Raw genomic sequence first — 14,025 nt, forward strand, 5'->3', positions numbered from 1 at the left:
TTGTTGTTCTAGGCTGCTTGTGGGAGTTCCATCAGCGGACGCGGCGGCAAGGCAAAAGGTGGCGCCTTTGGGAAAAGGTTGAAGCGCAGGGCGACCAGCGCCATTCTTGTACGTTTAGCTATTGCCGGTGATCCGCTCTCGATAATGGTCGTGATCGCCTTATCGATGGCGCCGAGCAAATTCCTGTCGATTTCACCAGCCTCCTGCGGCCTGCTGGCCAAGGCGCGGTAATGCGCACCGACACCATCCAGAACTGCATCGACAGCCGACCGACAGTTTTCGGGCAGTTTGGAACGATATTGCTGAAGATCGATTGTGTTCATACCATTTCGCAGGTCGCGCAGCAGATCGACCTTCGCGACATCCGACGCCGCAACCAGCGCCAGACGTGGCGTCATCATGCCGATGCGGTCGATCATGCGAAGCAGCAGGCGGTTCATGCGCTGGCGGCGGTGTCGCCCAGGGCGACGCTCAGCAGCAAGCGCGATGTCGTTCCAGCCTGCCTTGATCAGGCGGCGGACGCTCCACTCCGCGCCTACCGATCGTACAATTGAGGTCACCACGGCGGCTATAACGATCCCGAGAACCGTGGCCAGATTGGCATTGGCAAAGCTCACAAAATCGTGGGTCAGATGGCCCTGCAGCATGAGCATGTTCGGCAAATTTACGCAAAGAACCATTCCCAGCAGGAATTGCGAAGGTATCGCAAGCAGCAGACCTGCGGGGATGAGGAAAAGTCCCAGAACCAGGACCAGCGGGAAGAAGCCATCCACGAGCGGCAGCAGGGCGAATTCAAAGATGAATGCAGCCACAATGACGATCAAAAGCAGCCAGTTGAACTTGCGCATGACAGGGACCGGATCGTCCATGGTTGCGAAGATACAGCAGAAGATGCCAGCCATCATGGCTGCTGCGCTGCCCTGCGACCAGCCGCTTGCGATCCAGAAGGCGGTTGCCACGCAAGTTGCCAGAAAGGCAGAAAAGCCGGACAGAAATGCCATGCCATAGTCACGATGCATGGGGCGAGCTTTCAAATGGGCGTCATAACGGCGCCACCGCAACGAATGCCGTGAACCGGACAGGATATCCTGGCGCAATGTGATGCAATCGCTCCATATCTGGACCAGATCGCGAACGCGCGCAGCTACGTTGAAAGGCAGCAATTCACCCCAACTCGTCGCGTCCTTCCCGTGGCGATCGATTTCTTCAATCAGTTGCAAAAGAACAGTACGGCGTTCATCCGTCAGGTTCTCGCCGCTTTCTATCCAGTCGCAAGCTTCGTCCAGGAGCTTCTGCACCGCCGGATGCCAGGGCTGTTCGTCTTCGCCCGGCTTAAGCGCCAGGACATCGTGCAAACTTGATATGATCGGCAGCACAGCCACCATACGTTGCTGCAACACATGAAGCAGCCTGCCGACGTTCCTTATTGACGAGGTGTCATACGCTACATGCGTAGTCAGGTTGCGCAGCTCCAGCGCGTCGGCTGCGAGGCGCTGACGATCCCGAAGGAATTCGGGTGTCGCACCTTCTCCCCGCATGCTGGCCAGTGCGAGCTTTGAGCCATCACGCAGCCAGTTATCAATACGGCTGACAAGCACCGGACCGCTGTGCCGCGGGAAAACGAGGCGATTGACAACAGCGGCACAAATAATACCGATCGCGATTTCTTCCACACGCCCTACGGCATAGTCAAATGTCGTTTCCGGTGCAGAAACAACAGCAAAACTGGCAATTGCCACCGTATAACCGGCAAGCATGAACAGATAGCTGCGTGGCGTGCCGTCAAGCAAGCTGACTGCAAGGCAAAGACCCATCCAGAGCCCGATGGCCATGGTGAGAATTTCAGGCGAATTGACCAGATGCGGCACAAATAAAATGGTCACGGCCCCGCCGATGATCGTTCCAACGAGGCGGTAGAACCCTTTCGACGTCGTGGCTCCGGACAACGGGTGCGCAACGATATAGACGGCTGCTATCGACCAGTAGGGATTGGGCAGATTGGCCATCAAGCCGATCCACAGCGCAAGCATGCCCGCAGCGAAAGTCTTCAATGAAAAGACGACATCCCAAAATTTGGGGGTTGTTTCGGCTGGTTTCGTCATGGCTTGTGGCGGTACCGGTTGAACGCGTTGCGTCTTCCGGTCAGACGGCTGATCAGAAAGACTCTGTTTGAAATTTCTCATTCAGCTTGCGCAAGACTTCCATGGCGACATCGACCGCATCGGAATCGAAATCACCGAGGAAAAGAGCGCGAAGACGGGCAGCTGACTTTTCCACCTTGGCGGCAAGCGCGCGACCGTCCTCTGTCAGTTGAATAAGCTTGACGCGACGATCGGCATCATCGCCAATCCGCTGGATAAGGCCGTCCTTTTCCAACTCGTCGACGACCCGGACAATCGTTGCCCCCTCGATACCGACCCTTTCGGCCAGCACACCTTGGGGGACACGATCTCCGTGCCGCAAGAGGGTCATCAGCGGTATGGCTTTCGCGTCGGAAAGACCATGTTCCGCCATCGCCGCATCGAAAGCTTTCCGCCATCCTCTGGCGGTACTCGCAAGAAGCGGTGCGAATTCGACCCACGCTTGTTTCATCACATCAATTCCATTCAAATAGATAGCTTCATACCTATATGGATACAATCTAGTTAAATGCAACTTGCATAATATTTCCCATCAATTGTTTGTGTAGGAATGCTCATCAGTTGCCTCATGTTGCGTCGCCAAAGCGCTTGACCGCCGCCCCTGCCCTCTGCCATCGATGGTGACATGCGCGCAAATTACAAAATGCAGAGACTATACGTTGAAAACGACCTCCAATCTGACAGCCAGATCGAGGTCGCCTCGCAGGCCGCACATTATCTTACCCATGTCCTGCGATTGAAGGACGGCGATGAAATTCTCGCCTTCAACGGGCGTGACGGTGAATGGAAATCACGGCTGAAGCCGGAGGGTAAAAAACGACTTTTCCTTGAGCCCTTCGAGCAGACGCGGCCACAGCCCCCGGAAAGCGGCCTCATCTATTGCTTCGCCCCGCTGAAACAGGGACGGCTGGACTATATGGTGCAAAAAGCGGTGGAGATGGGTGCTGGCGTTCTGCAACCCGTCATCACACAGCACACGCAGGTACCGAAACTCGGAACGGACCGCATCAAGGCTAATGCAATAGAAGCGGCGGAACAGTGCGGCGTTCTTTCCCTGCCTGAATGCCGCGAGGCCATCCGCTTTGACCGATTGATCTGCCAGTGGGATGAAACCCGGCGCCTCATCTTCTGCGACGAAGGTCACGAATCGGACGATCCACTGACTATCCTGCAGGGGATAACACCGGGTCCTGTCGCGTTGCTGATCGGCCCGGAAGGCGGGTTTTCAGAAAGCGAGCGCCAGACGCTCCGAAAGCTCCCGTTCGTAACGGCTATTCCGCTTGGCCCGCGAATCCTGCGCGCCGATACTGCTGCCGTCGCAGCCATGGCTTTGGTGCAATCTGTGCTCGGGGACTGGCGGAATGCAGGATGACGTTCTCGAAATCTGATGTTCAATGGAATTGACTTGCGCGATTTGACAAATTTGTCCAATCACGCTGAAACGCGAAAAATCGACTAGGGACACACTGCATGGCGCGCGATACGACGGACGAAACGGCACTGACGGGCGTTGAACAACTGGCGGGTTATCTGGCTGGCGGATGCAAGCCCAAGGACGCCTGGCGTATCGGCACCGAGCATGAAAAATTTCCATTCTATACAGCCGATAACAGTCCCGTCCCATATGAGGGACCGCGCGGCATCAAAGCAATACTCGAAGGCATGCAGGCCAAGCTTGGCTGGGAGCCCATTGTCGATGAAGGCAATATCATCGGTCTGGTGGAACCAACCGGACAGGGTGCGATTTCGCTTGAGCCTGGTGGACAGTTCGAGCTTTCCGGAGCGCCGCTTTCGACCATCCACCAGACATGTCGCGAGGTGAATGCGCATCTGTCCCAGGTTCGCGAAATCGCGGAACCACTGGGCATCCGCTTCTTAGGCGTTGGCGGCAGTCCGAAATGGACTCTGGCCGAAACCCCCGTCATGCCGAAATCGCGCTACAAGATCATGACCAACTACATGCCGAAAGTGGGGCATGAAGGTCTGGACATGATGTATCGCACATCGACCATTCAGGTAAATCTGGACTTCAGCTCTGAACGGGACATGCGCCGCAAGATGCAGGTTTCGATGAAACTGCAATCTGTGGCAACGGCACTTTTCGCCAGTTCTCCCTTCACGGAAGGCAAGCCGAACCGCCTGCTGTCCTGGCGTTCGAATATCTGGCGCGATACCGACAATCAGCGCTCGGGCGTTCTGCCTTTCGTCTTCTCGGAGAACTTTGGTTTTGCCGACTATGTCGAATGGGCACTCGATGTCCCGATGTATTTCATCCTGCGCGACGGTCATTATCACGACTGCACTCATGTCACCTTCCGCCAGTTCATGAATGGTGCGTTGAAAGGCGAAGTAAGTGATCCGCTTCCCAATATGGGCGACTGGACCAATCATCTTTCGACTCTTTTCCCTGAAGTGCGCCTGAAACGCTTCCTTGAGATGCGAGGGGCCGATGGTGGCCCATGGCGCCGCATCTGCGCGCTTCCGGCCTACTGGGTCGGCCTGCTTTACGACGAAGAGGCTTTGACAGCGGCTGAGCTTCTCACCAAGGATTGGACCTATGAAGAGGTACTAGCACTTCGCAACGACGTTCCGGCCAAGGCGTTGAACACGACCTTCCGCGGCAAGCCGCTGGAACAGATTGCGCGCGAAACTCTGAAAATCTCCAGACTCGGACTTTTGAACCGCAATAAGCTTAACAGCGAAGGCCATGACGAAACGCATTTCCTCGCACCACTTGAGGAAATCGTTGCGGCAGGCGTCACGGATGCTGAGCGTATGCTGAAGGCATATAACAGTGTGTGGGCAGGATCGGTCGACCCAATCTTTCTGGAATATGCCTATTGAGCATCGAGTTATAAAACATATCGAACAAAAAGGGCGCGTTATCCGCGCCCTTTTTGTTTTGCTCAGCTTGTGACCTGCTGGCCCTTGGTCGGATCGGGGATCACGACAATCGTGCTGCCATCGCGCACATTATTGTAAAGATCGATCACGTCCTGATTGAGCATACGGATACATCCCGAGGATACGGCCTTGCCGATACTCCAGGCTTCCGGCGACCCGTGAATGCGATAAAGCGTATCGCGCCCATCCTTGTGAATGTACATCGCTCGCGCGCCGAGCGGGTTCTTGATCCCCGGAGGCATTCCGCCATTGGCGATGCTGTAAGGCTCCAGCGCGGGTTGACGCGCGACCATCTCGTCCGGCGGCGTCCAGCGGGGCCATTGACGTTTATAGGCAATCTTTGCGCGTCCGGCCCATGCAAAACCATCGCGCCCGACACCGATGCCGTATCGCATGGCCCGTCCGTTGCCGAGCACATGGTAAAGATACTTGTTCGGCGTATCGACGATGACGGTGCCTTTCACTTCATCTGTCGGATAGTCAACTTCCTGCCGCCAGAATTTGGGATCGACCTTGTTCGTGTCGACCGCCGGGATCGGGAACTGTTCGTCAGGCAATGCCTGGTACATCAGCGGCACGGGACGCGACGGCGCAGACGGACCCGGCTTTTTAACCGGCTGAGACGGCTGGGGCACAGTCGAAACACAGCCCGACAACGCAATCGCGCTTGCCCCTATAAGAAAACCGCGACGGTTGAAACTAGTCTTCGCAAAGCCGTTTGTGGGGTGGTTCTGGGTTTTTCTACGCGACATCCTGAATCTCTAACAATGGCAGATGCGAGAGAAAAAGGAGGTCAAGCTTAAGTCAGCCTTAAGGCCACGCGATCTCAGCAGAAATCGGAAAACACCGCGACAGACTGTTGCTAAAATAACGATCCCTGATTGCCGGAACCTTGCGATGCCGACCTTTTGGCTTGTGAAGGCTTCGAGGGCTCACTTTCTTCGCCGTGGCCCGCAACGACCGCCACGTCACCATCGCGAAACCGGACGGACAATGTGTCACCAGCCGACACGGATGCAGCCTGCTTTACCGGTTTACCTTGTGCATCGAAGACAACCGCAAAACCGCGCTCCAGCACGCTTTCATAAGAAAGCGTGCGCATGAGACGTTCCAGTTCCTGTCCGCGCCGTTTGGCCCTTTCAATGAGAAGCCGCACCGCCTGGTCGCGACGGCGGTCCAGCTGTTCTATCGAAATAGCCGTGAGCTTCGTACGTCGCAATATAGGCTCGGACGAAAGACGATTTGACCGATGTGCGAAAGCAGTCCGCCGTTCTCGCAGAAATGCCTCAAGCGCGCGGGGCAACCTCTGCCCAAGCACGGAAACCCCACGTTCCAGTTCAGTAAACCGCCGCTGGAGGAGACGTGACGATAACTGTCGCGCGTGGCCTTCAAAGTGCACCCGTTTCTTTTGCGTATTGACGAACAGTGCCCGCGTAAGACGTGAGGCTGCTTCATCAAAACGGCGACGCGGCAAAGCCAGCAACTGGTCAGCCGATGGAAGCGCGCGCGCCGCCGAACGATGTGCTTGCCGTTTGAGATCGATAAAACGGGAAATGGCCGAGGAAAGCCGTGCGGATTGCCCGGCCAGAGCTGCCAGCAGGTCGGCCTTTACCGGTACCGCCATTTCCGCCGCACCTGTCGGCGTGGGAGCGCGGATGTCGGCTGCAAGATCGATCAGGGTCCAGTCGGTTTCGTGGCCGACAGCTGAAATCACCGGTATATGGGATGCGGCAACAGCGCGTACGACTATTTCGTCATTGAAGCCCCACAGGTCTTCCAGACTGCCGCCGCCGCGCGCCACGATGAGCACGTCCGGCCGCTGAATTGCCCCGTCTTCAGGCAGAGCATTGAAACCATCCACAGCGGCGGCCACTTCGGGTCCGCTTGTTTCGCCCTGCACACGCACGGGCCAGACAATGACGTGCAGCGGGTAGCGGTCTGCGATCCGGTGAATAATATCGCGAATAACCGCTCCAGTTGGGGAGGTCACTACCCCGATTACACGAGGCATGAAGGGCAGGAGTTGTTTGACGGCCGGATCGAACAGGCCTTCCGACGCCAATCGTCGCTTGCGGTCCTCCAGAAGCGCCATCAGTGCCCCCGCACCGGCAGGCTCCATCTGTTCGATGACAATCTGATATTTCGACGAACCCGGATAGGTCGTGAGCTTGCCCGTGGCAATGACCTCCATCCCTTCTTCGGGACGGAATCGCAACCGACTCATCGAGCCGCGCCAGATTACGGCTTCAAGCCGCGAACGATCATCTTTCAAGGCGAAATAGGCATGTCCTGACGAATGCGGACCACGATAACCGGAAATTTCGCCACGCACGCGCACATGCCCGAACACGTCCTCGACCGTGCGCTTCAACGCGCCGGAAATTTCGGAAACGCTATACTCGGCGACATTAGACGATGCGCCGGTAAAACTCGAATCGGAACCCATGCTCATCCCATCATAGGCAACCAGGTGGCATGGCTGGTCAAGGAGCCATGCAGCGATTTACTGCTTCATCACCAGCCTGGCAGCAATTCGTTGGCTCGTACCCTCCTCGTACGAACCGCCGGAAACGGCGAAATTTCCGCCGAAGCCATCGCGCCGGGCTGCGGTGACGATATATTGTCTAGACTTTCAATGATGTGCTGCGCAAGTGCATCTACGACAGCGTTTTGTTTTGTGTGGCCGCGCATGATGCCAATGCCGAATTCTGGCAACATTCCGAAGCCGTCAGCTTCGCCGAGAACACGCATACCGGGGCGGAGCGCGCACTCCGGAAGCACCGAAACCGCAAGCCCGGAAAGAACCGCCGCCGCCAGTACTGTCGCAGACCAACTCGTGATTATGATGCGGTAATCACGCCGAGCCGCTTCCAGCACGTTTATAGCAGCATGACGCCAGATGCAGGTTGGACGCCCGACAGCCAGCGGCAATACGGCTTCTTCATGCACCGCGTGGTTGGCGGACGCAACCCAAAGCAAGGGCTCCGTGCGAACCACTTCGGACCGGCGTTTGTCATCGCACTGAGTCACAAGCGCAATATCCAGCGTTCCGCGGCGAATCATTTCGTCCAGATTGACGGTCGGTTCGCACACGACTGACAGTTCCACGCGGGGGTTTGATCGTGCAAATCGAGCCATGATCTCCGGCAGGAAGCGATCGGCATAATCGTCCGGTGTGCCGATGCGAACGTGACCTTCCAGTTGAGTATCATCGAATGCCGCGATGGTTTCACCATTGAGCTGCATCATGCGGCGCGCATAAAGCAATAGCCGCTCGCCTTCCTCGGTAAGACGATTGGTCCGTCCGTCGCGCTCGAACAAGGGCTTGCCGATACGCTCTTCCAGACGGCGCATCTGCATGGATACAGCCGACTGCGTCTTGAAGACAGCGTCTGCGGCACGCGTAAAACTGCCCGTATCCGCGATGGCTATGAAGGTCTGCAACTGATCGAGATCCAGAGGCGTGCTCATTGGCGTGATCCATCACTAATATTGAAGAATGACATTAAAAACATTCGTTGGAACAATCAATTCGATTGTTGGATAAAGCCGCCATCGTAAAGGAAAAGGAGCCGCGCAAGCGAATGACCCTGACGATAAGGATTACCTAGCCCCGCTAAATCAAAGGAGAGCGGACATGACAGCGACAAGCAAGATAACGACCACGCATTTACCGGGAACGAGCGCATCGACCTCCACGCTCAAGCAAATGGTGAAAGCCGTATTCGCGTCGATCATGCGTCGCTGGACGTTTTCCAATGGTCGACGGCAACTCCTGAACCTGAGTGATTTTGACGATCACATGCTGCGTGATATCGGGCTGCGTCGTGAGGATATTTACACGGCGGTCCATTATCGTGGCATAGACGACCCTACCCACGTTCTCCGTGAACTTGCAGATGCACGTCTGCGGATCAAGGCTACACGCCAGATTTGCTGAACGGACATCCCTGTGGAGTTCGGCAAGGCGTGGCTCTTGTTGTACTCACACAGTCCATATCTGGCAGGCGCCACCTTCACATGCCGGGTCCCCTCTCGGCCAGCCTGCCCCTTGCCCGGCTCGCTCCTCCGCTGGCCGGGCTTTTTTTGCGCCGACTTCCGGAAAGTACCTGTGTGCAAGCCCGTTTATTGCGGTTTTCACGCTCGAAATAAGCAATTGCTGGATAACCGAAATCGCTTTGTTTTTTTCAAAGAAAAGTGTTGCGTTCGGTGTTTGAGTTCGCTAGATGGGGTCCGTCGCGAACGAGTTAACGCTTCTGTCGCGCTTGCGGGCCTCCAAATTGAAGGCATATGCAAATCCCTGCTGGGGGATAGTTTAAGGGTAGAACAGCGGACTCTGACTCCGTTAGTCTTGGTTCGAATCCAGGTCCCCCAGCCAAACTTTCTTCAAGAAAATCAACATGATACGCTACGGTTGGATTTTTTAAGGCGTATTATGTCGCGTCTTGCTGCAAATAGATTCCATTAAATTACAACTGGTTACAAAGAATCGCGGTAAGCCCACGCGACATGAAACGCAACATACTCGGTGGCGTGTGGCTTACACTGCAAGCCGCCAGCATATTGTAAAGTGCCGTCCCAGAACGGCTTTTTTATCAGTTGGAAACAAGCAAAATTTTCAGCTTCGCCCTTGAACTCCTCAAAACCATACACATCTGAGGAAATGCAGCGCCGGGCCCCTCTGGTCATGGCTACCGCTATGGCGATGTCGGGGCTGCTCCACTTATTCAAATGGAGATGGTCCGGCGATGGATTCGCTTATTGTAGCCCTATCGGGCGATTTTCTCGGTACACCTGTATATTTCTGGGCGGCATTTATCATTGTCGTGGTTGGCTTGCTCGTTTTCGATCTTGGCATTCTCCATCGTGACGAACACGAGATCGAAGCCAAGGAAAGTCTGCTGCTCTATGGCTTTTATGTCCTGATCGCACTGGCTTTCGGCGGCTGGGTGTGGTGGCAGCGCGGAGCGGAATCCGGTCTGGAGTTTTATACCGGTTATCTGATCGAGCAGAGCCTTGCGATGGACAACATGTTTGTTATCGCAACGATTTTCGGCTTCCTCGGCATCCCCCGTCTTTACCAGCACCGTGTGTTGTTCTGGGGTATTCTCGGTGTTATCGCCTTCAGAGCGGTTCTGATCGGGCTTGGTGCCGCACTTGTGCACGAGTTCAACTGGATTCTCTTTCTCTTCGGCGCATTCCTTGTTTTCACCGGCTTCAAAATGTTCGGCCACAAGGACGAAACGCCCGACATCGAACAGAATGCCGTTTTCAAATTTCTGCGTCGGCGATTTAACATCACCAGTGAGTTGCACGGCCGCAATTTTACGGTCAAACAACCGCATCCCAAGACCGGCAAGGTGGTTACCTGGCTGACACCGCTGGCAGTTGCTCTCATCATGGTGGAAACCGTCGATCTGATCTTCGCAGTCGACTCCGTGCCCGCCGTATTTGCCGTTACCCAGGACACGTTCATTGTTTATACGTCGAACATCTTCGCCGTTCTGGGTTTGCGTGCGCTTTATTTCGCGCTCGCCGCAGCGATGAACCGGTTCCGTTATCTGCAGGTATCGCTTGCAATTATTCTGGTGCTGATCGGCATCAAGATTTTCCTCGTGCCGCTGGGCGTCCACATCAATACGCTGCTGTCGCTTGTCGTAACGCTGGCGATCCTCGCAAGCGGAGTACTGTATTCGCTTTATAAAACCCGCAACGAACCGGATATGAGTGTCGAGGACCTGACCAAACAGCAAACTATAGAAAACTGATTGAAAGCCGTTTCAACCTCAGAAAGGTCGGCCATATGTGCCGACCTTTTGTCGCGTGATGCCGTATAATCTATTGATGCACCTTCTTCGTATACCGGCCCGCCTGCCCTACAACGCCACGAAGTGCTGAGGTGACACCTCGCGGTATTCGCGCAGAGGCACCACGAAATCCGCCGGACGGATTGGGCTTTTGAGTTCTCCCGTTTCGCTTGAAAGCTTAGCCCGTCGCCGGTCAGGATCAGGAACCGGAACGGCCGCCATCAACTTGCGTGTATAGTCGTGTTGGGGATTCTCGAACACCGACGACCTCGGACCAATTTCCACGATCTCTCCCAGATACATTACTGCCACACGGTGACTTACGCGCTCGACGACGGCCATATCGTGCGAGATGAACAGGAATGCCAGATCAAGCTCCTGCTGAAGATCAAGCATGAGATTGATGACCTGTGCCTTGATCGAGACATCCAGCGCCGACACACTTTCATCGGCAACAATAACTTTCGGCTTCAGGGCCAGCGCACGCGCGATACAGATTCGCTGTCTTTGCCCACCGGAAAACTCATGCGGATAGCGCTGTGCCATATCCGGCGTCAGGCCAACCTTTTCCAGCATGTCTGCAACAACTTCCTTCGCTTCCTTTGCGCTGCCCAGCCGGTGTTCGATGTAAGGTTCCGCGATAGCGGCTCCCACCGTCATGCGCGGGTTCAACGATGCATAGGGATCCTGAAAGATCATCTGAACCTTTCGCCGCATCTCGCGCATGGCCTGCTTGTCGAGCGTCAGAATATTGCGCCCTTCAACGAGGACTTCACCGGAATCCGGTTCGGTCAGTCGCATGATGGCGCGTCCGGTCGTCGATTTCCCACACCCGCTCTCGCCAACCAGCGAAAGAGTTTCGCCCTTGCGCAGATCGAAGGACACATTTTCCACGGCATGAACGCGCCCGCTCAGACGAGACATGAAGCCTGAATAGATATCAAAGCGCTTGGTAAGTCCTCTCACTTCCAACACTGGCACATCGATCTTGTCGACCGTATCTGCCACCTCGACCGGCTTTTCCGAAAGGCCGGTCGCATTGTCTACTATCGGAAACCGCAGAGGACGTTGATAGCCCTGCATTGACCCCAGTACAGGAACCGCCGACAAAAGTGCTCGCGTATAGGGATGTTTGCTCTGCCGGAAAATATCGGCTGTCCCTCCTGTCTCAACCTGTTTGCCACGAAACATGACGACAGTACGATCCGATATTTCAGCTACCACGCCCATGTCATGTGTGATGAAAAGAACGGACGTGCCCTCTTCTTCCTGCAACGTCTTGATAAGATCAAGTATCTGCCCCTGAATGGTCACATCCAAAGCCGTTGTCGGCTCGTCGGCGATCAGCAGTTTGGGTCTTGATGCCAGGGCCATTGCGATCATGACGCGCTGACGCATACCGCCCGAAAAACGATGCGGATATTCATCGAAGCGCGATGCGGCGGACGGGATGCGCACCTTTTCAAGCAAACGAACCGTTTCAGCGCGCGCATCTGCTTTTGACATTGGCGAATGGCAAAGCAGCGCTTCCGAAATCTGGTCCCCGATCGTGAAGAGCGGATTGAGGCTCGTCATCGGCTCCTGAAAGATCATGGCGATTTCGTTGCCGCGTATCTGGCGCATTTTTTCTTCCGGGAGCGTCAGAAGCTCACGATCTCCCAGCCTGATACTGCCTTCGATGCGGCTCGTATCCTTCTGCAGAAGGCGCATGATCGACAGCGAAGTAACACTCTTGCCAGAACCGGACTCCCCGACGATTGCCACCGTTTCTCCCGGATGAACATCGAAGGAAACATCATCGACAACCGGCTTCCAGGCACCATCGACCAGAAAAGACGTGGTCAGTCCTCGAACGGATAGAACAGGTTCATGTTTTCCAACCGTCGCGACATTCTCAGCCATCATGATGTTCCTCCGCTTTCATCAGACACCGTCGGCCATCAATCCGGCCAGCGCAGCAAACCGTCAAAGCGATGCTTGCTTCGCTCCTCAAAGGGCGTGGCGATAATCTCGTTTGATGCCCGCGCTTTGTCGAGTTCCTCGCCCAGTCGTTGAGCAACGATGGTCTCCTGACCTGGATGCAGATTGCAGGGATCGAGATAGAAATAGTTGTGCTCTACCTCGTGGTCGCGGGTGATGATGGGCGGGTTCCCTCGCGCAAGAACAGTCACCAAGTCCCAGGCCGTGATGTGGGCATCAGCAGGGGATACGATCACCCGCAGGCGGTCGAGCGGATTGTTCGTCGGATCCGGCTCGATAAGGGCAGTGATACCAGGACGGCCATCAAGCGTCTTCTTCCACAGTTCCAGATATCCGGTCTCCCTCTCGCGGATCCCGGCATGGTCGCGCTTTTCCCAAGCTTCGAGCGCCGCCATAACGCCATAAATGCTCTCTTTGCCAACTTTCATGCCGCGCCCGATGCCGAGATTTTGCAGGAAAGCATTGCGGACAAGTTCCTTCTTGCCTGCAACGATGCCGGAGGTCGGGCCGCCCAGGAACTTGTGTCCCGAATAGATCGCGATGTCTGCGCCTTTTTCCAGAAACAGCCTCAGGTCATATTCAGACGCGGCATCCACGATCACGGGCACGCCCTTGGCATGCGCGATCTCGACAAACTCGCTTAGATGCAGAAGCCCGTAGTCCACGACATGATGCGATACGACGTAAACCGCCGCGGCCGTCTTTTCGGTAATCGCATTTTCCATGTGATAGCGATGAGCCGATGTTGCCTGTCCGATCAGGACCACCTTGCCTCCCGCAAGCCGGATGGCCTGATCGACCGGAGCGCCATAACTGACCACATGGCCAGTCTGCACAAGGATTTCATTCCTTTCCGGTGTAGCATCCGGCAATTTCTCAATTGCGAGAAGATTATTGCCCGTCATCGCACCGGCCACGGCAAGCGTAATGCCTGACGAGCAGGACGCTGTAACGAAGCCGGCTTCGCCACCCGTCAGTCGGGCAATCACTTCGCTTGCCTTGCGCTGGAGATCATTGATCTCGACGAATTGCGGCAGGATCGCTGCCATAGCCGCTATTGCCTCCGGCGCCACGATGGACGCGCCAAGCGACGTCATCGTCCCGGAAACATTAATGACTGGTCGAAGCCCGATCTTGCGGCGGATATCATCGGTCATTTCAATTCTCCCATTTCTTTCGCTGTCTCAGGCATC

Annotated in this window: 11 protein-coding genes and 1 tRNA gene; 5 read left to right on the top strand and 7 right to left on the bottom strand. The window is 55.7% G+C overall.

Going from position 1 to position 14,025, the window contains the following annotated elements:
* Positions 1 to 8: 8 nt before the first annotated feature.
* Both J9800_RS15475 and J9800_RS15480 read right to left on the bottom strand, forming a co-directional pair.
* On the bottom strand, positions 9 to 2,102 hold the full coding sequence (locus tag J9800_RS15475) for an FUSC family protein (RefSeq protein WP_114215920.1): 2,094 nt from the start codon (positions 2,100 to 2,102) through the stop codon (positions 9 to 11).
* A 52-nt stretch (positions 2,103 to 2,154) separates the two neighbouring features.
* Complete coding sequence (locus J9800_RS15480; protein WP_114215921.1) at positions 2,155 to 2,592, bottom strand: MarR family winged helix-turn-helix transcriptional regulator; 438 nt, start codon at positions 2,590 to 2,592, stop codon at positions 2,155 to 2,157.
* Positions 2,593 to 2,766: 174 nt separating this feature from the next.
* Between J9800_RS15480 and J9800_RS15485 the strand changes: the two genes are divergently transcribed.
* Both J9800_RS15485 and J9800_RS15490 read left to right on the top strand, forming a co-directional pair.
* Complete coding sequence (locus J9800_RS15485) at positions 2,767 to 3,513, top strand: 16S rRNA (uracil(1498)-N(3))-methyltransferase (RefSeq protein ID WP_114215922.1); 747 nt, start codon at positions 2,767 to 2,769, stop codon at positions 3,511 to 3,513.
* A 98-nt stretch (positions 3,514 to 3,611) separates the two neighbouring features.
* Entirely contained in the window at positions 3,612 to 4,985 is a 1,374-nt protein-coding gene (locus tag J9800_RS15490; RefSeq protein WP_112586157.1) for a glutamate--cysteine ligase, read from the top strand.
* Positions 4,986 to 5,047: 62 nt separating this feature from the next.
* Here J9800_RS15490 and J9800_RS15495 read toward each other — a convergent pair whose 3' ends face one another.
* The 3 genes from J9800_RS15495 to J9800_RS15505 all read right to left on the bottom strand — a co-directional run bounded on the left by J9800_RS15495 (position 5,048) and on the right by J9800_RS15505 (position 8,516).
* Positions 5,048 to 5,797, bottom strand: a complete 750-nt coding sequence (locus J9800_RS15495) for a L,D-transpeptidase (protein ID WP_114215923.1) — start codon at positions 5,795 to 5,797, stop codon at positions 5,048 to 5,050.
* A gap of 110 nt (positions 5,798 to 5,907) precedes the next feature.
* Positions 5,908 to 7,491 carry an exodeoxyribonuclease VII large subunit gene (gene xseA / locus J9800_RS15500; RefSeq protein WP_114215924.1) on the bottom strand — a complete coding sequence of 528 codons (1,584 nt, stop codon included), beginning with the start codon at positions 7,489 to 7,491 and terminating at the stop codon, positions 5,908 to 5,910.
* 68 nt (positions 7,492 to 7,559) lie between these two features.
* The gene (locus J9800_RS15505) at positions 7,560 to 8,516 is read right to left on the bottom strand and encodes a LysR substrate-binding domain-containing protein (protein WP_112586163.1); all 957 of its coding nucleotides are present in this window, start codon (positions 8,514 to 8,516) and stop codon (positions 7,560 to 7,562) included.
* Between the two features lie 166 nt (positions 8,517 to 8,682).
* Between J9800_RS15505 and J9800_RS15510 the strand changes: the two genes are divergently transcribed.
* From J9800_RS15510 to J9800_RS15520, 3 genes are all read left to right on the top strand, one after another.
* Positions 8,683 to 8,985 (top strand): DUF1127 domain-containing protein, encoded by a 303-nt coding sequence (locus tag J9800_RS15510; protein ID WP_114215925.1) that lies wholly within the window; start codon positions 8,683 to 8,685, stop codon positions 8,983 to 8,985.
* A 364-nt stretch (positions 8,986 to 9,349) separates the two neighbouring features.
* A tRNA-Gln gene (locus tag J9800_RS15515) sits at positions 9,350 to 9,423 on the top strand.
* A gap of 370 nt (positions 9,424 to 9,793) precedes the next feature.
* A complete protein-coding gene (locus J9800_RS15520) occupies positions 9,794 to 10,813 on the top strand; it encodes a TerC family protein (protein WP_114215927.1) in 1,020 nt (339 codons plus the stop codon).
* A gap of 108 nt (positions 10,814 to 10,921) precedes the next feature.
* On the opposite strand, the gene J9800_RS15525 is transcribed toward J9800_RS15520, so the two are convergent.
* Positions 10,922 to 12,757 (bottom strand): ABC transporter ATP-binding protein, encoded by a 1,836-nt coding sequence (locus J9800_RS15525; protein ID WP_114215928.1) that lies wholly within the window; start codon positions 12,755 to 12,757, stop codon positions 10,922 to 10,924.
* Positions 12,758 to 12,792: 35 nt separating this feature from the next.
* Positions 12,793 to 13,989: an aminotransferase class V-fold PLP-dependent enzyme gene (locus tag J9800_RS15530; protein ID WP_114215929.1), complete on the bottom strand. Its 1,197-nt coding sequence runs from the start codon at positions 13,987 to 13,989 to the stop codon at positions 12,793 to 12,795.
* Between the last annotated feature and the right edge of the window lie 36 nt (positions 13,990 to 14,025).

Origin of the sequence: Ochrobactrum sp. AP1BH01-1 (genome assembly GCF_018066705.1) — a bacterium.
GTDB lineage: Bacteria > Pseudomonadota > Alphaproteobacteria > Rhizobiales > Rhizobiaceae > Brucella.

Bases quoted from the DNA above. Each gene is read 5' to 3' on its own strand.
- J9800_RS15485 (WP_114215922.1), top strand. From the start codon at position 2,767: ATGCGCGCAAATTACAAAATGCAGAGACTATACGTTGAAAACGACCTC.
- J9800_RS15520 (WP_114215927.1), top strand. From the start codon at position 9,794: ATGGATTCGCTTATTGTAGCCCTATCGGGCGATTTTCTCGGTACACCT.
- J9800_RS15475 (WP_114215920.1), bottom strand. From the start codon at position 2,102: ATGACGAAACCAGCCGAAACAACCCCCAAATTTTGGGATGTCGTCTTT.
- J9800_RS15525 (WP_114215928.1), bottom strand. From the start codon at position 12,757: ATGATGGCTGAGAATGTCGCGACGGTTGGAAAACATGAACCTGTTCTA.
- J9800_RS15480 (WP_114215921.1), bottom strand. From the start codon at position 2,592: ATGAAACAAGCGTGGGTCGAATTCGCACCGCTTCTTGCGAGTACCGCC.
- J9800_RS15505 (WP_112586163.1), bottom strand. From the start codon at position 8,516: ATGAGCACGCCTCTGGATCTCGATCAGTTGCAGACCTTCATAGCCATC.
- xseA (WP_114215924.1), bottom strand. From the start codon at position 7,491: ATGGGTTCCGATTCGAGTTTTACCGGCGCATCGTCTAATGTCGCCGAG.
- J9800_RS15495 (WP_114215923.1), bottom strand. From the start codon at position 5,797: ATGTCGCGTAGAAAAACCCAGAACCACCCCACAAACGGCTTTGCGAAG.
- J9800_RS15510 (WP_114215925.1), top strand. From the start codon at position 8,683: ATGACAGCGACAAGCAAGATAACGACCACGCATTTACCGGGAACGAGC.
- J9800_RS15530 (WP_114215929.1), bottom strand. From the start codon at position 13,989: ATGACCGATGATATCCGCCGCAAGATCGGGCTTCGACCAGTCATTAAT.
- J9800_RS15490 (WP_112586157.1), top strand. From the start codon at position 3,612: ATGGCGCGCGATACGACGGACGAAACGGCACTGACGGGCGTTGAACAA.